Here is a 19,229-nt window from a genome sequence, read left to right as displayed (position 1 = left end):
GTTTTTTTTAGCTTGAATCACTTTAGAATATTTTAAGTAGCTCAGAGATAAAGAGTAAGTGCTTTAAACTCATTAGCCAAAACGTGAAAATTTCGACATGGAAATTGTTATATAAATATTCCATATATAGAGTTTAAACAAGGTATCACAAGCACCCATTATTGTTTAATGGACTGGTTACAATATGGGTGCGTAAGTTGAACGTTTTCAGCACGACCATCACCACCCTCTCTAACTCTTTCAATATGGTCATAGGATACAGATTTATCGACATCTAAATAACCCTTACAAATAGGACACGTAAGAGCATTATTCAAAGCGATATTTATAAATAACTTGCTTTTCTGCTCTTCTGTAATTCTAGAGTTGTTACTTTGAGAATCACCAGAAATTAGCTTTCCATCTAACTGAGCAAACAGGATTAGATCGTCTTGACTCACTTCTTTACTTTCAGATAAATGTTGTATTATTTTCTCTAATAATTCTTTAAATATGTTGATGCGCTTATGACTCATATGTTTTTGCAAAACTGTAGCTATCAGTTCTTTATTTAGGATCAAAATATCTTCTAACTCGGCTCTAACGTTTGTAAATTTAGTAAAAAACATTTTATTATTTTGATCTAATTTTTCATTAAAAAGAGACGCCGCTCCAAGAAACATAGCACTTGAATGACGACCTGTAGGACCATAGAAATATATTGCCGGATGAAGCCCTAAGCTACCACGATCATTCCCCGTTATCCTAGAAGCTAAATTTATTGTTTTTTTCAATACGTTTAGTGTCCCATCTCCATTAATATCGTCTGGATAGTCTTCCAATTTAGTTATACCGTCTTGTTGGTTTGAATTCGATATAGCAATAAACTCAATTAGTATCTGGAGCGCAGTTCGTATGCCTTTTGACCCGCTGAGGGGAAGGTCTAATGTTTTAATAGGTTTCTTAATTTCAGGATCAAATAAAAGTCGATGTAATTTAAGCGACTGCTCTTCTATTTTTCCTGCTTTTTCCTCATCAAACAAAGACCAATAACGATGCCCTTTGCCTGCCCTAATTATTGCTCTCGCAGCGATAGGAACAGGTTTTTTACGATTTCTTAATAGTAGTTCCTCAAGTGTATCTAATGGAGTTCCTTTCATATTGATATTAAAAAACGATGTTTCAGCTTTATTAGTATCACCCTTAACCCATTGCACAGGTAATCCACGAGCGGTTAAAGTAGTAAGCTTTCTTCTTTGCTCGGCCGTTATATCATTATTATCATTATCATCCAAAAGGCTTTTATAGTAACTCCAGGTTCCTATCTGTTCTTTTACTAACTTTCTAGTCTTGTCCGCAGCTTTCTTTTGTTCAATCGATATATCATGACCAAATAGTTTATGCGATATATAGCCATCACCGTAATCGTCTTCCATCCAAGCTCGAATAACACTCAATCTATGGCCACCATCAATCACAAATAAATATGAAGGTGACATCCATAAGATTACTGAAGGTATCAAATCACCATTAATATAGCATTCAAGCAAAGATACAACCTGATTTGGCGTCCAATGATTAGTCTCTCTTTGAAAATCTGGCTTCCTGAGCAAAGCTACTATCGGGCTTCCTGTAGCTAACTCTCTTGCAGGAATACTATTAAAAGTTTCAAAAGATGAATTTTCATCCTGTCTATGTGCAAAATCAGCTCTTTTTATCATTGCATCAAGATTTACTAAGTTAGACTTGGCAGCCATAAATTTCCTTAACTAAAGATCATAGATTCATCATAATACACTATTCTACACTTGTTGGTATTTGTGCCAATATAACTCAACCACTAAATTCCGAACAAAGAAAAACCCCCATTGCGTTAGCAAAGGGGGCTAGATATGAGTCTATTATTTTTATAATATGACTATAAACATTACTTTTAGGCTAAAACGACAACTAGAGCGCACTAAACAACTTATAGAACATTATTCCGTTCACAGTACCTCTTCAAATTATTCAAGCGAACCTGCATTTCCCATCCAAAAATCAAGGCACTAATAGGACCAAATAGCTTATTAAATACTTTACCTTTTAATTCATAATTGTAAGTAAAGATAACCAAAGACTCTCCGATACCAGTGCTCTTTACATTCCAAGCACCGCTAAACTTTTCAAGTATTCTTGGACCTTTTATCATTTTTACTGCTGCCACATCTGGACTTTTGTAAGATATATACTTGGAAACCATAACCATCCCCAGTTTATTTTTACAATATGATTCTTCGCCAATACCAGCATTCTGTGAATTGCCTAAAAGCCTAGCTTCATTCAAATAAGGGTCCCAGTCTAATCTTATGTAATAGTCTTGAGTAACTTCAAATACATAATTCTGACTTAAATTAATTTTAATAGAGCGTTTTATTGTTTTCATTTTTTTAGAAAATACTGTAGTAAGTAACCCCTCAACAAAGCAGAGGGCTAAAATGTGTGGCAGAAAAAATGTCTATTTATCTAAATCACACTAAAATATATATCCGATAACCTAACAGTAGAATGAGTAAGCCCTAAAATAACGAAAAGCATAAATAGTATGAGTCGCTATTAAGTGCCAAATAATAGTGAAGATCCAGTCCAATAGTCACTAGCAGAAATCTTTTATCGAAAAAACCAACTGCACAGCGTAAATAGTTAAATAAAATTAGTAAAAAAGGAAAATCTGTTCCAACCAAAAACTCTTGCCAAACCCTCTACACTGGCCAAGCGCTCCAGCCTATCTATAGATTATGCTATTCTATATTGGATATATATAAGCATTTATTTAGTTTTAGCAAATTTTTTAGTTATTGCTAATTAAATTATGAATCCAGACACAAATACTTTAAATAGGCGTCCCATATGTTTATAAAAAAACATTTTTTTCATTTATCTATTTTTACCATGATACTTATGTTTTGCAGTAATGCACAAGCTGAAACTCATCAAGATAAAATCCAAGTAAAGGTATTTATCGCAGCGATGTTTGAAATTGGTGAAAATAGCGGAGATAAAGCAGGCGAATTTCAGCATTGGTATAATCAATACTTTACAGATAGTAAGCCTATAAAAGTAGAAGGCGCTCATAGCCCAGTTTATTGTAACTCAGAAGGTGTCTGTGGTTCGGTATTAGGGATGGGTAAAGTAGGATCTTCAGCATCCATGCAAGCAATTACACTTTCTCCTAAATTTGACTTTAGCAAAAGCTACTTCGTTCTAAGCGGTGTCGCAGGAACACCACCGAGTAAAGGTACGATAGGTGATGTAAGCTGGGCGTCTTGGCTTGTAGATTATGACTTAGGTCATCGCTGGAAAGCCGAAGAAGGTGAAAAAGGTGCACCTACGTTTACACCCCGCAAAGGCTATGAAGATATTCGCCGATATCAACTTAACTCTGAACTGCTAAAATGGAATCTACATCTCAGTCAGTCAGTTGCTTTAAAAGATTCAAAAGAAGCCAGCGCATATCGAATGAAATATCCTGATGCAGCAGCGCGACGGAGCCCAGCTATAACCGTAGGCACTCATATGACGGGAGATACCTTTTTTCACGGTCCAGGGTTGTCAAAACAAGCGCAATACATCGCTGAATTATATAATGCAGATGATTACATTATCACTGAAATGGAAGCCGCTGCAATAGCACAAGTACTTAATAGAACGGTAGGTATTGAACGCATAATGAGCTTACGTGGTGCAGTGAATTTTGACCAAGGTAATCCAAATGAGACTACGCTTCAACATCTAGATCCAGCGCCAGGAGAAACAGCTGGTGGTTTTGCAGAGACAGTAGAAAATATCGTGCTAGTAGGTTCAAAAACTGTCGATCACATCGTTGATAACTGGGATGTCTGGGAAAAAGGTGTGCCAGAATTCAAAGAAGAATAAAGAACTCCAAGATAAATTTTAAGTAGTACAACAAACAGTTAATAGTTAGCAGTCAGTAAGTAGTTTCTAGAATGGGTTTACGCTCATTCTGGGAACTACTATGGCTTATAGATTTACTACCAATATAGCTCTCCACTACAGCTTCATTAGAAAATAATTAAACCCTCTATCCGCTTACGCTCATTAGATAGCATACGATTAAGTAAACTACAAGATTCATCCTTGATATAGACCTGTATTTAATATTCAGCGAGTTTTCTCACTCTATTTGAATTACTCAAAAGATGACAGTGCCACTCTGCTAAGTGTTAAAAATACTGCATCACTTGCAGTAAAAGGTACTTCTTATCCCAATATTAATACCTTACAGCTCTCTCCTTTAGCATACTAAAAGATGGAAACGAATATTGTGGTGTTGTTTATCGCTTATAAACTCTACTGGCTAGGTATAGTTTAATACATTTGGTTAGATTCAACGGCATAGTCTTGCCTAATAATAGATATTTATTTCGTCTTAGGGCACGGGTTTAGCTTTAAAATAGTACATACGCAATGAAAACATCTATGGTTCTGTAAGTAGTAAGGTTCGCATATACGTTATAGGATTGGCAAAATAATTTTTAATGTTAGATAAAGAAAAGCCCCCTTTGCTAACGCGAAGAGGGCTTTATTTAGAATAGAGAGCTGACGAACGAGAAGAGCACTGTTAAGGAAAAGCATTGTTTTGCTAGGCAGCGCAAGAGCTATCTATAGGCATAGCCTTTCGTCTTGCGCTGCGGACGACTGTCTCCCAGACAGTCGTTACTCCTTACTCACCTTTAAATAGGATTTGCTACGTAAGTCACTAGGAATAAAAGACAGACGCAAAGAAAATCCCCCGACAAGCTAATGTTGGGGGATATTCAGAATAGAGAGCTGACGATGACCTACTCTCACATGGGCGAACCACACTACCATTGGCGCTACGATGTTTCACTTCTGAGTTCGGGAAGGGATCAGGTGGGGCCATCGCGCTATTGTCGTCAGCAAAGGAGGTTAGATATGAGTCTGTTATTTTTATTGTTTGACTATAAATGTTTAGTTTATGGTCGATCAACTTGTAACCTAACTGAATCAAGGTTAAAGGTGATATCGAAATGTTCTTTCTTATTCTATAGCCTGAGCTATACAAGATAGATTAATTAGACTTGCATACAAACCACTTGGGTGTTGTATGGTCAAGCCAAACGAGCAATTAGTACAGGTTAGCTACACGCATCGCTGCGCTTCCACACCCTGCCTATCAACGTCCTAGTCTTGAACGGCTCTTTAGGGAAATCTAATCTTGAGGTGGGCTTCCCGCTTAGATGCTTTCAGCGGTTATCCCATCCGAACGTAGCTACCGGGCAATGCCACTGGCGTGACAACCCGAACACCAGAGGTTCGTCCACTCTGGTCCTCTCGTACTAGGAGCAGATCCTCTCAAATTTCCAACGCCCACGGTAGATAGGGACCGAACTGTCTCACGACGTTCTAAACCCAGCTCGCGTACCTCTTTAAATGGCGAACAGCCATACCCTTAGGACCTGCTTCAGCCCTAGGATGAGATGAGCCGACATCGAGGTGCCAAACACCGCCGTCGATATGAACTCTTGGGCGGTATCAGCCTGTTATCCCCAGAGTACCTTTTATCCGTTGAGCGATGGCCCTTCCATACAGAACCACCGGATCACTAAGACCTACTTTCGTACCTGCTCGACTTGTGGGTCTCGCAGTTAAGCGCGCTTTTGCCTTTATACTCTACGACCGATTTCCGACCGGTCTGAGCGCACCTTCGTACTCCTCCGTTACTCTTTAGGAGGAGACCGCCCCAGTCAAACTACCCACCATACATTGTCCTCGGTATTGTTATACCTGAGTTAGAACCCCAACATGACCAGGGTGGTATTTCAAGATTGGCTCCACCGAGACTAGCGTCTCGGCTTCAAAGCCTCCCACCTATCCTGCACAAGTCAGGTCAAAGTTCAATGTAAAGCTGTAGTAAAGGTTCACGGGGTCTTTCCGTCTAGCCGCGGGTACACAGCATCTTCACTGCGATTTCGATTTCACTGAGTCTCTGCTGGAGACAGCGCTGCCATCATTATGTCATTCGTGCAGGTCGGAACTTACCCGACAAGGAATTTCGCTACCTTAGGACCGTTATAGTTACGGCCGCCGTTTACTGGGGCTTCGATCAAGAGCTTCGCTTACGCTAACCCCATCAATTAACCTTCCAGCACCGGGCAGACATCACACCCTATACGTCCACTTTCGTGTTTGCAGAGTGCTGTGTTTTTAATAAACAGTTGCAGCAGCCTGGTATCTGCGACTGCCAACAGCTCAAGGAGCAAGTCCTATCACCATCAACAGCGTACCTTCTCCCGAAGTTACGGTACCATTTTGCCTAGTTCCTTCAGCAGAGTTCTCTCAAGCGCCTTGGTATTCTCTACCTGATCACCTGTGTCGGTTTAGGGTACGATTCGTTTATAACTATTGCTTAGAAGCTTTTCCTGGAAGCATGGTATTTGCCACTTCGCTGTACAAGTACAGCTTGCTATCAGATCTCGGTATAGAATAGCCCGGATTTACCTAAGCTATAAACCTACATCCTTTCACCTGGACAACCAACGCCAGGCTGACATAACCTTCTCCGTCCCTCCATCGCATTATAAACAAGTATCGGAATATTAACCGATTTCCCATCGACTACGCCTTTCGGCCTCGCCTTAGGGGTCGACTCACCCAGCCCCGATTAACGTTGGACTGGAACCCTTGATCTTCCGGCGTGCGAGCTTTTCACTCGCATTATCGTTACTCACGTCAGCATTCGCTCTTGTGATACCTCCAGCATGCTTTACAACACACCTTCACAGGCTTACACAACGCTCCCCTACCACTTGAAAACAAATTCAAATCCGCAGCTTCGGCTCCTAGTTTGAGCCCCGTTACATCTTCCGCGCGGGCCGACTCGACTAGTGAGCTATTACGCTTTCTTTAAAGGATGGCTGCTTCTAAGCCAACCTCCTAGCTGTCTATGCCTTCCCACCTCGTTTCCCACTTAACTAGGAATTTGGGGCCTTAGCTGGCGGTCTGGGTTGTTTCCCTCTCCACGATGGACGTTAGCACCCACCGTGTGTCTCCCGGATATCACTCATCGGTATTCGGAGTTTGCATCGGTTTGGTAAGTCGGTATGACCCCCTAGCCGAAACAGTGCTCTACCCCCAATGGTGTTCGTCCGAGGCGCTACCTAAATAGCTTTCGGGGAGAACCAGCTATCACCGAGTTTGATTAGCCTTTCACCCCTATCCACAAGTCATCCCCTGGCTTTTCAACGACAGTGGGTTCGGTCCTCCGGTGCCTGTTACGGCACTTTCAACCTGCTCATGGATAGATCACTCGGTTTCGGGTCTATACCCTGCAACTAAACGCCCTATTAAGACTCGGTTTCCCTACGGCTCCCCTAAACGGTTAACCTTGCTACAGAATATAAGTCGCTGACCCATTATACAAAAGGTACGCGGTCACCCAACAAGTGGGCTCCCACTGCTTGTACGCACACGGTTTCAGGTTCTATTTCACTCCCCTCACAGGGGTTCTTTTCGCCTTTCCCTCACGGTACTGGTTCACTATCGGTCAGTCAGGAGTATTTAGCCTTGGAGGATGGTCCCCCCATCTTCAAACAGGATTTCTCGTGCCCCGCTCTACTTAATATGTTAACTCTAATGTTTCGAATACAGGACTATCACCTACTACGGTCAGCTTTCCCACGCTGTTCTTCTACATTAGAATTAATCGGCTTCTCCCCGTTCGCTCGCCGCTACTAGGGGAATCTCAATTGATGTCTATTCCTAAGGGTACTGAGATGTTTCACTTCCCCTCGTTCGCTTCCTAATAAATTAGGATACCTACCTTATGGTAAGTGGGTTTCCCCATTCAGAAATCTCCGGATCACAGGATATTGCCGCCTCCCCGAAGCTTATCGCAGGCTGTCACGTCTTTCATCGCCTCTGACTGCCAAGGCATCCACCATGTGCGCTTCATTACTTGACCATACAACCCCAAGTAGTCTTTCGACTTCTAAGTGTCATACAATCTAATTATGATAACGATATCACCTATGTTTATACGCTTGATTCAGTTCTCTTTACTTTTTTAATAACTCACCCCTGGGATAACAACTGATGTCGTTAAGAGGTGAGTTATTAAGGTTAAGAAGTGCGCGTGAACACGCTCTTCCTAACCCAGACTCATATCTATGTTTTTAAATAGTCTCTATGCTCTCGTCGAGTCACAGATTCTGTATAAAACAGAAAGAAGTAATCAATCACAATCACTTGTTTCTATTTAATACCTATTTATTTATTAGCATCTAAAGCTTACTTAACCGTCTTAGTAGTGGTGGAGCCAAACGGAGTCGAACCGTTGACCTCCTGCGTGCAAGGCAGGCGCTCTACCAACTGAGCTATGGCCCCATTGTAAAATGGTGGGTCTAGGTGGACTTGAACCACCGACCCCCGCGTTATCAACACGGTGCTCTAACCAGCTGAGCTACAGACCCTAATACGTTTGTTAAAAACGTAAGCTTAAACTAAAGAACAACTTGTTGTGAATTCTTGCTGACCGAATGCGTCTATAAGGAGGTGATCCAGCCGCAGGTTCCCCTACGGCTACCTTGTTACGACTTCACCCCAGTCATCAACCACACCGTGGTGAACGCCTCCCCGAAGGTTAAGCTATCCACTTCTGGTGCAATCAACTCCCATGGTGTGACGGGCGGTGTGTACAAGGCCCGGGAACGTATTCACCGCGGCATTCTGATCCGCGATTACTAGCGATTCCTACTTCATGGAGTCGAGTTGCAGACTCCAATCTGGACTACGATAGGCTTTTTGAGATTCGCATCACATCGCTGTGTAGCTGCCCTCTGTACCTACCATTGTAGCACGTGTGTAGCCCTGGTCGTAAGGGCCATGATGACTTGACGTCGTCCCCGCCTTCCTCCAGTTTGTCACTGGCAGTATCCTTAGAGTTCCCGGCTTAACCCGCTGGTAACTAAGGACAAGGGTTGCGCTCGTTGCGGGACTTAACCCAACATCTCACGACACGAGCTGACGACAGCCATGCAGCACCTGTATTCTAATTCCCGAAGGCACTCCCGCATCTCTGCAGGATTCTAGATATGTCAAGACCAGGTAAGGTTCTTCGCGTTGCATCGAATTAAACCACATGCTCCACCGCTTGTGCGGGCCCCCGTCAATTCATTTGAGTTTTAACCTTGCGGCCGTACTCCCCAGGCGGTCTACTTATTGCGTTAGCTGCGTCACTAAGTCCTCAAGGGACCCAACGACTAGTAGACATCGTTTACGGCGTGGACTACCAGGGTATCTAATCCTGTTTGCTACCCACGCTTTCGAGCCTCAGTGTCAGTATGATGCCAGGAAGCTGCCTTCGCCATCGGTATTCCTTCAGATCTCTACGCATTTCACCGCTACACCTGAAATTCTACTTCCCTCTCACCTACTCTAGCCTAACAGTTTCAGATGCAGTTCCCAGGTTAAGCCCGGGGATTTCACATCTGACTTATCAAGCCACCTACGCTCGCTTTACGCCCAGTAATTCCGATTAACGCTTGCACCCTCTGTATTACCGCGGCTGCTGGCACAGAGTTAGCCGGTGCTTATTCTGCAGCTAATGTCATCGTCTCCGGGTATTAACCGAAGAGTCTTCTTCACTGCTTAAAGTGCTTTACAACCAAAAGGCCTTCTTCACACACGCGGCATGGCTGGATCAGGGTTTCCCCCATTGTCCAATATTCCCCACTGCTGCCTCCCGTAGGAGTCCGGGCCGTGTCTCAGTCCCGGTGTGGCTGATCATCCTCTCAGACCAGCTACAGATCGTCGCCATGGTAGGCCTTTACCCCACCATCTAGCTAATCCGACTTAGGCTCATCTAATAGCGAGAGCAGTAAACTGCCCCCTTTCTCCCGTAGGTCGTATGCGGTATTAATACGAGTTTCCCCGTGCTATCCCCCACTACTAGGTAGATTCCTAAGTATTACTCACCCGTCCGCCGCTCAACGCCTGGTAGCAAGCTACCATCGTTTCCGCTCGACTTGCATGTGTTAAGCCTGCCGCCAGCGTTCAATCTGAGCCATGATCAAACTCTTCAGTTTAATCTTGCTATGAAGCTCTTTAAAGAAGCTTCTAAACTTGGCTCATTTAATCTGGCAAAATCGCTAAAAATTATGTTCGTAATGAATTAACTTTGAGTTTTTCTGCTGTCTTAAATGACAATTTTTATAGTTAATAATCTTCCCGAAAAGAAAAGATAGTCAACTTTATTTTTTAGCATTCTGAATCAGCAAAAATCCACACAAGTTGTTCTTTAGTTATGCTTTTAAATAATGTCTGACACTGTCGTCCAGTGCTAGTATTTCAAACTAAATAAGTCAGCCAATATGGCTTATCCTATTTAGCGAGCTGACCATCATATCATGTTTTAATAGTCTGTCAACTTCTTTTTTTAATTTGTTTCAACAAGTTAACTGGGTTATTAATGTGTAATCTACACACTAGCTACTTCCAGCTCGTCTTGATGAGGTGCGTATTATAGACGCTATATTTATTTAGTCAAGAAGTATTTTCTATTTAATTTAAACAATCTGCATCATTCAAATTAGTAACCCACTTCCCTTTCGACTGGGTGGCATTATACGGAGTTTTAGATAGAAAACAAGAAGAGTTTTCAAAAACATTTTAACTTGATAAATTGAATTGATTGAGCCTACTATTAAAGACAATAGTAGGCTCAAGTATTTCCTTATTTCTTAGATCTACATATTAGTCGAAAGTATAGCTTACGCCAACATTGCCACCATTTTGGCTGCCACTACCACCAAAAGCACTACTGATAGAAAACTGTCCGTCAGATGTAGTGTAACCGACACCAAATGCGTACCCTGTCTCACCTTCCCATGTACCACCGCCCAGACCAACACTTACTTTACCTGGCGTGTTGGGATAACGTAGAGCACCGAAAGCAAGCGCACCCGCTACTGCTGAGTGAGTCTCACCTTCTAAATCATTTATTCTTCTATCTGTATAACCAAAGGCTTCGGCACGATTTTGGTTAAGCTGAGAAACGTTAACTGCATCATTTGAATTAATACCAGCGGCAACATTGGTAATTCGGCGCTGGTTGTTTGCACTGCCTACCGATACGGTATTATCTGCCGTTGATTGTGAGTTTGCTCCTAATGCTACCGCATTGCTATGAGTCGCACTGCTATTAGCACCGATAGATACTGCATTAGCTGCTTGGACGTTCACCGACTCACCGATAGCAACAGAGTTTGAGGCATTAGTCTCGTTAGCAAAGGTTGGTGCACTATTAGTATCAACTGTGGCCGCTGTAGCACCAACTGTCGCATTACTACCTAACACTACTGAATTACTAGTAGTATCACCGATAATGTTGTCGTTGCCAACTGCATAATTAGCGCTGCCGCCGATAATATTCGGGTCTCCAAACGCACCTGAGCGATCACCTGAAACGATGTTGCCATTACCCACGCTGGTAGATTGATCGCCAGTCACCGTATTGTTAGTGCCCATAGCGATGCTGTCCTTACCTTTGGATTGAGCATTAACCCCAATTGCTATTGCACCGTCAGCAGTAGCGCCATTGCTGTTATAATTGCCTGCATCTTCACTGTTACTAGAGCCATTAACGCTAAAGAAGCGAGCTTGGCTGTCTTCGATTTTACTTTCTAATTCAATTTTAGCTGCTTCGCTAATACCTGAGTCGCCTTTATCACCTTTAGCACCGTCGATACCATCCTGACCTGCTGGACCTTGTTCACCTTGAGGACCTTGCGCGCCATCTTGACCATTGATGCCGTCAGATCCTGCTGAACCTTGCGGACCGATTGGACCCTGTAAACCATCAACACCATCTTTACCGTTAGTGCCATCAGTACCATTTAAACCGTCAACACCGTTTTGACCCGCTGGTCCTTGTTCACCCTGAGGACCTTGCGCGCCATCTTGACCATTGATGCCGTCAGATCCTGCTGGACCTTGCGGACCGATTGGACCCTGTAAACCATCAACACCATCTTTACCGTTAGTGCCATCAGTACCATTTAAACCGTCAACACCGTTTTGACCCGCTGGTCCTTGTTCACCCTGAGGACCTTGCGCACCATCTTGACCATTAATGCCGTCAGATCCTGCTGGACCTTGTGGACCAATTGCTCCTGTATCACCTTGTTCGCCTTTAGGTCCAGGTGTCAGCTCAATCGTATTTATCTGTGTTTGCAAATCTGTCAACTTGCCATCAACTGCAGTAAATGCAGCACCCACGTTATTGTAGTTCGCATTGTTTATTTTATATGTGGGTGCTTGGAATACACCTGTATTACTGAACTGTGCACCCCCACCTAAAGCGGTTGCTACATTACTGAAATAAGAAATACCTGTTGTTTCTAACTTTTTTAACTGAGCAATATTCACTGCATCAGTATCAGATGTGCCTGCTGCTACACCCGTAATTTGGCGGGTTTTCCAATTATTTGAGTCAACACTAGACGTATCGCCAACACTAAGTGCTGCCAAAGTAGATTGCCACGTTGAACTAGTATTACCGTCAGCTGAATAACCTGCTACACTTGCATCTACAGTAGTGACGCTTCGCTCTCCTAGAGCAATGCTGTTATCAATATTAGCGGTCGCGTTTGACCCTACGGACAAGCTATTGGCGCCTGATGCCCTACTAAAACTACCTATCGCTGAACTAGAAACACCTGATGCAATATTGTAGTTCCCCAATGCTGAACTTCTCTCTGCTAACGCTTGATTACTAAAACCCAATGAAGAGCTATCGTTAGCTGAGGCTGTATTATTGTAGCCTACTGCTGAACCACCTAAACCAGATGCTATATTGTTGTAGCCTACTGCTGAACTATTGTTACCTGATGCAGCATTATTGAAGCCTATTGCTGAACTGTTGTTGCTCAAAGCCTGATTATTGCGACCTAACGCTGAGCTACCCTCCTCAGAGGCATTATTATTAGAGCCTACTGCTGAACTATCGTTACTTGATGCAGTATTACCATACCCCACTGCTGAGCTACGTTCTCCCGAAGCAGTATTATTAGAACCTAGCGCTGAACTACGCAACTTAGAAGCTACGTTTAGACTACCAACTGCAGTACTACGCTCCTCAGCGGTTGAGTTGTCGCTACCTATTGCCAAGCTACGAACTCCGGAGGCTGTATTTTCGTTACCTATTGCGGAGCTGGCTTGACCAATTGCCTTATTACTAAAACCTACAGCCGTACCAACATAGCCTTCAACCTGATTAAGGCGACCTGCTGCCAATCCAAAACCTTCTGTTATTCTATTTTCGTTACCAAATGCTGAGCTTCTAAAACCTACAACATAATTTTCTGAACCTATAGCTGAACTGGAATTCCCTAATGCTCTATTGTAAGCACCTATCGCTGAGCTACTTTCACCAGAGGCAGTATTAGTGTTGCCTACCGCTGAGCTATATAGACTTGATGCTTCATTTCTATGGCCCATTGCTGTGCTAAAAGGACCTGAAGCAACATTGACATAACCTATTGCTGTTGCATTAGTATTCAAAGCTCTATTTTGGAAACCTACTGCTGAGCTAGAAGGAGCTGAAGCAACATTGATATAACCTATTGCCGTTGAATTGGTATTCAAAGCTTGGTTTTGAAATCCACAAGCTATAGATGTATTTTGTGGGGCGGTACTGCCATTTGTTCCACTGGGTTGCGTTATACACACTTCCGCTTGGCTACTCATTGCCGTCAATCCTAGCACGCCAGCAATAGCAACCCCTATAGCACTCCGGCGTAGTGAGTTGCCTAGTTTCGCAGCTGGCACTGTGCCCACTTGACCTGATCTATTATTAGACTTTCCACCCGACTTGCTGATTTCACTAACGGCGGTATAGCAACCCGTAGAACGATTAAAAACAACGCGGTAAACATGGTTTAACATGAGAGTATCCTGTATATATAAAGTCGCTATTAGGGCAACTATATGATGGCTATATAAATAGACTGATAGTTAAGCTATCACTATTAGACATAGACGTTAGTGTTGATAAATAGTTAAACAAGGAAGCTATTGGTTGAGTGTTTCTATGAACAGCCTGTCCACTAGAAAATTAAAATATTATTCTTAAAGTTTTGAGAGCTAAAACTCTCATCTCTAGAAATATTTCTGTGTAATTTTGATATAAAAGGGAACATTATAGATACATAATGAAATATTATATATTAATTGTAAAATTCTTGTTTTGAATTTGTAACTTATAAATATATTCTTTAAAGAATATATTATGAGGCTGGAACAGAAAATACTGGCTAATATATATGTTTGACGAGTATTGGTTTGATGGAGTTATCTATTACATGTAGATGAGAATACTCATTAACCTATGTATGACAGTATGCAAGTCATTAAGAGAATAATGGTTTTTCATAAGACACAAAAAAGCCGCTTATCAATAGATAAGCGGCTCTTGTAAGATATGTTTAGAGTTGTTTTAGTATTAACTAACTTAAATGGTTAAAGTTTGAAAATAACTCATAGCAATCTAAAATAGGATATGGAAGATATCAAATTTAGTGTTTAAAATTTGCTTTTATCGTAGTCACGATACCTGATAACGCATAGATAATGCCGATGGCTAAGATACCAACAGGAATATCATAGAGCACGATGCTCATGACTAGCACCCCAATGATAAGCACTACAAAAGGTACTTTCTTTTTATCAAATTCTTTAAAGCTATAGTATTTGACATTGCTGACCATCAGTAGACCGCAAGTCACGACCCAAGCTGCAAACAGTAGCATGACGGCTGTATCGTATTGACCAATCCACTCATTATGATCGACTGCGACCATCACAGCGGACGTTACCAATATAGCAGCCAGGGGACTTGCCAAGCCAACAAAGTACTTTTTATCGACGATGCCGACTTGAACATTAAAGCGTGCAAGGCGAAAAGCAGCACAAGCGGTAAAGACAAACGCACAGCCAATGCCGATACGACCCAATGGCTCTAAAGCGAAGCTATAAATCAAAATAGCAGGGGCAACACCAAACGCTAGCATATCTGCTAAAGAGTCGTATTGCTCACCAAATGGACTTTGCGCATTGAGCATACGTGCGACACGTCCATCTGCGCCATCAAGAATAGCGGATAAAAAGATAGCCAAAGCTGCCTTATAGAACTCGCCTTGGGTACTCGCCAAAATCGAGTAAAAGCCTGACAGTAGCGATAAGGTAGTGATCAGATTGGGTGCCAAATAGACGCCGCGACTGACCACTCGCTTACCTTCGGCTACTTCAGCTTCAATCACCTCAAATGTCAAACCATCATAGCTGTCGTTATCCGCTAAGCGGATATTAAACTCATGCTCATCAATAAACGGTGGCTGAGTCGCTGCATTATCTTGCAGCGAGCCGTCGTTTAGCGATGAATTGTTCACAGGTGCATTATTCGGCTGGCCGATAGGTGGCTGAGTCGTCATCTTAATATCCTTATTGGCCGTTATTGCTATTCGCCGACAAGCCAGCGCACATTGGTCGCACTATCAGGCGTCAAGTTTGGCGCGTCTTCTACTTTTAGTACTGGCTGTAAGAAACGTAATATCTCACGTGCATGATTATCAAACTGCCATGGCGGATTGATAACCAGTAGACCTGTACCGTTCAGACCAACCGCAACATCATTAGGATAAATGTTTAGCTCACAAACCAGCTGACGTCTCATTTCAGTACGTTTGAGCTTTTTATAGAAGAGCTCTACGGCTTCGATGTTTTTGATTGGGAACCAAAGCGCATAAGTGCCCTGTGGCCATTTGTTATAAGCCGCGACCAATAGGTCGATAAGACGCGTAAAATCTTTATGCTCTTGCTCATAAGGAGGATCAAGGAAAATCAAACCGCGCTTTTCTTTTGGTGGAATAACAGCGGTAATACCTTCAAAAGCATCACGATGTTGGATACCAATTGGCAACTTATGTAGCTGATAGTTCAACGCATCGTATTCAGTCGCTTTGGCTTCAAAAGCCTCAGCACGCACGCCAGCATCAGGCTTTTTAGCGGCGGTTTTTTCAACGTGATGGGCCACCCACCATGGCGAACCAGGATAGACTTTATTGTCGTAAGTGAATTTGGCTTGCTTAATGCCTTCCATATAATCTTTGACAGCAGCTGGTGCCTTTTCGGTATCTGCTTTTAGAAAAGCTTGAATACCGCCTTTGGCCTCACCTGTTTTGCGCGCTTCTTCACTGCTTAGTGAATACAGTCCACGACCGCCATAAGCGTCAAGCACATAAAAAGGTTTGTTTTTCTGCCCCAGTTGATTAAGCAGTTGTACCAATAAAATGTGTTTAACCACATCAGCAAAGTTACCAGCGTGGTAGGCGTGTTTATAGTTCATAATCTCAAAAGTTTAAATAAGAAAAATTGCATCTATGGTAGCATAGGCAGAGTAAAAGATAATGTGGTTTTAGTAAGTGCTTTCAATAAAAACGTATTGAATGACGGTATATTGACAGCTGATTAATAATAATGAGATGAAATGACGCAGATTATTAGCAACCTTAACAAGACAGCGTTGGTCGTTGATCATCCGATAGGTCAGGATAATCCACCATTACTGCTGCCAAATACTCATAATGATAGCCAAGAAACTCCTACTCAGCATATATTGCAAATGTCTGACTTTGCGGTTAACTGGAAAGATAAGCTGACGGATAAACAGCTTGATACCTTTGTCACTGATGGCTGGCTCATTATTGATAACGTATTCAATAGTACTGCCTTATTGGCACTACAAGCAGAAAGCGGTTTTATTGACTATCGTGATGCAGAGCTGACCGCTGGTGTTCGCATCAGTGATATTCGCGGTGATAGAATACGCTGGATTACCGAAGACTTTTTTGCAGGCTATTACTATCTACAAAGCATCAATGCTTTGGCCTCGCTATTCAATCGTAGTTTATTCGCTGGTATTCGCCATAGTGAAGCACATTATGCGTGCTATCCGACTGGCTTTGGCTATCAGTGGCACAGTGATAACCCCGCTGGACGTGATGAACGGGTTATCTCAGCAGTGTTTTATCTCAATGATGATTGGGGAACAACTGACGGCGGTGCGCTAGAAGTCGTTGATAAACATGGCACGCACCATGAAGTGATGCCAGTTGCCAATAGACTGATTATTTTCGATAGCGATTTACGTCATCAAGTACAAACTGCACATCGCCAACGCTACTCTATCGCCACTTGGATGCGCCGTGACGGTCTTGTACCCTTTGTCGAAGTAGCCGTTTAGCATTTATCCTCTATTATTCATTTATATTTACCATTTCAATTTATTATATAAAAGGTTTATCCATGTCTGACTCTCATAACCAATCAAGCGCGTCGCAACACACGACTCATCAGCAAGAAACCTTAGATTTAAGTATTGCACTGTTAGAGCGTCCTTCAGTAACGCCCGATGATGATGGTTGCCAAGATATGTTGTCAGCACGGTTAGAACAAGCAGGCTTTGATTGCGAGTTTATGTATTTTGGTGATAGAAAACAAAGCGGCGAACATGCCGAAGTTAAAAACTTGTGGGCACGCCGCGGTACTACCGATCCAGTGATTTGCTTTGCTGGTCATACTGACGTCGTGCCAACGGGTGACGAAAAAAACTGGACATATCCTCCGTTTACACCAACCATCGCTGATGGTTATCTATGGGCACGCGGTGCCGCCGATATGAAAACGGGTATTGCAGCTTTTACTGTTGCAGCCGAACGCTTCGTCGCCAATCATCCTGAACATGATGGCTCTATTGCTTTTTTAATCACCTCAGATGAAGAAGGCCCGTCAATTAATGGTACGGTCAAAGTGATCGAGACTTTAGAGGCACGTCAAGAAAAAATCACCTACTGTCTCGTTGGTGAGCCATCAAGTACCGATACGTTAGGTGATATTATCAAAAACGGTCGTCGTGGCTCATTGGGCGCAGAGCTTACTGTTACAGGTAAACAAGGCCATGTCGCCTATCCACATCTAGCATCTAATCCGATTCATGCGGCGATGTCTGCCCTTGCTGAACTGACGTCTACCGCATGGGACAATGGCAATGACTACTTCCCAGCCACGTCATTGCAAATATCAAATATTAACGGCGGCACTGGCGCAACCAATGTCATTCCTGAAACGTTAGACGTGGTCTTTAACTTCCGTTTTTCAACTGAAACGACTGAAGATGAACTAAAGGCAAAAACGCATGCTATCTTCGATAAGCACTTTGCCAACAGTAAAGCGAGCTACGATATTCATTGGAAATTATCTGGTCAGCCGTTTTTAACCCCTGAAGGAAAACTGGTTTCGGCATGTCAAAATGCCATCAAAAAAGTGACCGATGTTGATACGACATTATCAACTTCTGGTGGTACCTCCGATGGACGTTTCATCGCGCCAACTGGTGCACAAGTCGTCGAACTGGGTGTGCGTAATGCGACGATTCATCAAGTAGATGAAAAAGTAGAAGTCGATGACCTAGGAAAGCTTGCGCAGATTTACGAAGGCATTTTGGAAAATCTACTGTTGGATTAATTGTAAGATTAATTACGCCTTTTTAATTAATTGCATCTGTCCAAAGAAAAAGCGCTACCTGATTTAGGTTAGCGCTTTTTTGTCATTGTTTTTTTCGGTAATATCTTGAGCAGCTTAAATTACTTAAGCCAATTACTAGCTTTACTCGATACCAATATAGACATCAACTTGACCGTATTCTAAGTTGCCACCGATATAATGCTCGAAGTCTATATTGAAAGTACGGGTATGCTCGCAATCGGGCGCATTAAAATACTCCCAAGCACTTTCCCATGCATTCATCACAGTGTTAGGCATATAACCTTCTTCAGAAAATACCAAGTACTTTCCTGCAGGAATATCAACCGTCACTACATTACTAGCATTGGCCACACTGTCGCTTTCTGATTGTGCATCTTGCTCGCTGGCTACTTTCCAACTGGCCACAACGTCAAAGGCTCCTGCCAGATCATCGCTTTCGTAGTTGTGATAGACACCATAAATGTCTTCACCTTCAGGAAGTTCACCCGCGTGATTTTGATAAAATTTCTGCCATAATCTACCAAGTTTGGCAGTGTCATGGCTTATCTCAGCGTTGTTAGTGGTACGAACGCTGATACCGCGACAAGCTATCGCTTCTGGTAGCTCTTTAATTTGTGAGGTCATGATGC

Annotated in this window: 9 protein-coding genes, 2 tRNA genes and 3 rRNA genes; 3 read left to right on the top strand and 11 right to left on the bottom strand. The window is 42.7% G+C overall.

The window, feature by feature from the left end:
* Positions 1-158: 158 nt before the first annotated feature.
* Together SJY28_RS06720 and SJY28_RS06715 are read right to left on the bottom strand one after the other, a co-directional pair.
* Positions 159-1,736 carry a DUF262 domain-containing protein gene (locus SJY28_RS06720; protein ID WP_379543882.1) on the bottom strand — a complete coding sequence of 526 codons (1,578 nt, stop codon included), beginning with the start codon at positions 1,734-1,736 and terminating at the stop codon, positions 159-161.
* A 212-nt stretch (positions 1,737-1,948) separates the two neighbouring features.
* Entirely contained in the window at positions 1,949-2,404 is a 456-nt protein-coding gene (locus SJY28_RS06715; RefSeq protein WP_379543881.1) for an SRPBCC family protein, read from the bottom strand.
* A 464-nt stretch (positions 2,405-2,868) separates the two neighbouring features.
* Between SJY28_RS06715 and SJY28_RS06710 the strand changes: the two genes are divergently transcribed.
* Complete coding sequence (locus tag SJY28_RS06710) at positions 2,869-3,894, top strand: purine-nucleoside phosphorylase (protein ID WP_379543880.1); 1,026 nt, start codon at positions 2,869-2,871, stop codon at positions 3,892-3,894.
* 913 nt (positions 3,895-4,807) lie between these two features.
* Here SJY28_RS06710 and rrf read toward each other — a convergent pair.
* The 8 genes from rrf to SJY28_RS06670 form a co-directional block, all read right to left on the bottom strand.
* Positions 4,808-4,921: ribosomal RNA gene (gene rrf, locus SJY28_RS06705) — 5S ribosomal RNA — on the bottom strand.
* Between the two features lie 186 nt (positions 4,922-5,107).
* Positions 5,108-7,963: ribosomal RNA gene (locus tag SJY28_RS06700) — 23S ribosomal RNA — on the bottom strand.
* A gap of 346 nt (positions 7,964-8,309) precedes the next feature.
* Positions 8,310-8,385, bottom strand: a tRNA-Ala gene (locus tag SJY28_RS06695).
* Between the two features lie 9 nt (positions 8,386-8,394).
* Positions 8,395-8,471: transfer RNA gene (locus SJY28_RS06690), tRNA-Ile, on the bottom strand.
* Between the two features lie 75 nt (positions 8,472-8,546).
* Positions 8,547-10,085 (bottom strand): 16S ribosomal RNA (locus SJY28_RS06685).
* Together the 16S, 23S and 5S rRNA genes with 2 tRNA genes alongside form the textbook arrangement of a ribosomal RNA operon.
* A 667-nt stretch (positions 10,086-10,752) precedes the next feature.
* Positions 10,753-13,944, bottom strand: a complete 3,192-nt coding sequence (locus SJY28_RS06680) for an ESPR-type extended signal peptide-containing protein (protein ID WP_379543879.1) — start codon at positions 13,942-13,944, stop codon at positions 10,753-10,755.
* A 629-nt stretch (positions 13,945-14,573) separates the two neighbouring features.
* Positions 14,574-15,488 carry a CDP-diacylglycerol--serine O-phosphatidyltransferase gene (gene pssA / locus SJY28_RS06675; RefSeq protein ID WP_379543878.1) on the bottom strand — a complete coding sequence of 305 codons (915 nt, stop codon included), beginning with the start codon at positions 15,486-15,488 and terminating at the stop codon, positions 14,574-14,576.
* 26 nt (positions 15,489-15,514) lie between these two features.
* A complete protein-coding gene (locus tag SJY28_RS06670) occupies positions 15,515-16,402 on the bottom strand; it encodes a 23S rRNA (adenine(2030)-N(6))-methyltransferase RlmJ (RefSeq protein WP_057758888.1) in 888 nt (295 codons plus the stop codon).
* Between the two features lie 141 nt (positions 16,403-16,543).
* Between SJY28_RS06670 and SJY28_RS06665 the strand changes: the two genes are divergently transcribed.
* Together SJY28_RS06665 and dapE are read left to right on the top strand one after the other, a co-directional pair.
* On the top strand, positions 16,544-17,299 hold the full coding sequence (locus SJY28_RS06665) for a 2OG-Fe(II) oxygenase (RefSeq protein WP_379543877.1): 756 nt from the start codon (positions 16,544-16,546) through the stop codon (positions 17,297-17,299).
* Between the two features lie 62 nt (positions 17,300-17,361).
* Positions 17,362-18,579: a succinyl-diaminopimelate desuccinylase gene (dapE, locus tag SJY28_RS06660; protein WP_379543876.1), complete on the top strand. Its 1,218-nt coding sequence runs from the start codon at positions 17,362-17,364 to the stop codon at positions 18,577-18,579.
* A 141-nt stretch (positions 18,580-18,720) separates the two neighbouring features.
* Here the strand turns inward: dapE and SJY28_RS06655 are convergent, their stop codons facing one another.
* Entirely contained in the window at positions 18,721-19,224 is a 504-nt protein-coding gene (locus SJY28_RS06655) for a GyrI-like domain-containing protein (protein WP_379543875.1), read from the bottom strand.
* Between the last annotated feature and the right edge of the window lie 5 nt (positions 19,225-19,229).

It is taken from the genome of Psychrobacter sp. R86515 (genome assembly GCF_042466315.1).
Lineage (GTDB): Bacteria > Pseudomonadota > Gammaproteobacteria > Pseudomonadales > Moraxellaceae > Psychrobacter.
The sequence above is the reverse complement of the archived record's forward strand: the minus strand, read 5'-3'. Positions and strand labels throughout refer to the sequence as shown.

Excerpts from the sequence above, each read along its gene's own strand:
- SJY28_RS06720 (WP_379543882.1), bottom strand. The coding sequence starts at position 1,736 with ATGGCTGCCAAGTCTAACTTAGTAAATCTTGATGCAATGATAAAAAGA.
- SJY28_RS06715 (WP_379543881.1), bottom strand. The coding sequence starts at position 2,404 with ATGAAAACAATAAAACGCTCTATTAAAATTAATTTAAGTCAGAATTAT.
- SJY28_RS06710 (WP_379543880.1), top strand. The coding sequence starts at position 2,869 with ATGTTTATAAAAAAACATTTTTTTCATTTATCTATTTTTACCATGATA.
- SJY28_RS06680 (WP_379543879.1), bottom strand. The coding sequence starts at position 13,944 with ATGTTAAACCATGTTTACCGCGTTGTTTTTAATCGTTCTACGGGTTGC.
- pssA (WP_379543878.1), bottom strand. The coding sequence starts at position 15,488 with ATGACGACTCAGCCACCTATCGGCCAGCCGAATAATGCACCTGTGAAC.
- SJY28_RS06670 (WP_057758888.1), bottom strand. The coding sequence starts at position 16,402 with ATGAACTATAAACACGCCTACCACGCTGGTAACTTTGCTGATGTGGTT.
- SJY28_RS06665 (WP_379543877.1), top strand. The coding sequence starts at position 16,544 with ATGACGCAGATTATTAGCAACCTTAACAAGACAGCGTTGGTCGTTGAT.
- dapE (WP_379543876.1), top strand. The coding sequence starts at position 17,362 with ATGTCTGACTCTCATAACCAATCAAGCGCGTCGCAACACACGACTCAT.
- SJY28_RS06655 (WP_379543875.1), bottom strand. The coding sequence starts at position 19,224 with ATGACCTCACAAATTAAAGAGCTACCAGAAGCGATAGCTTGTCGCGGT.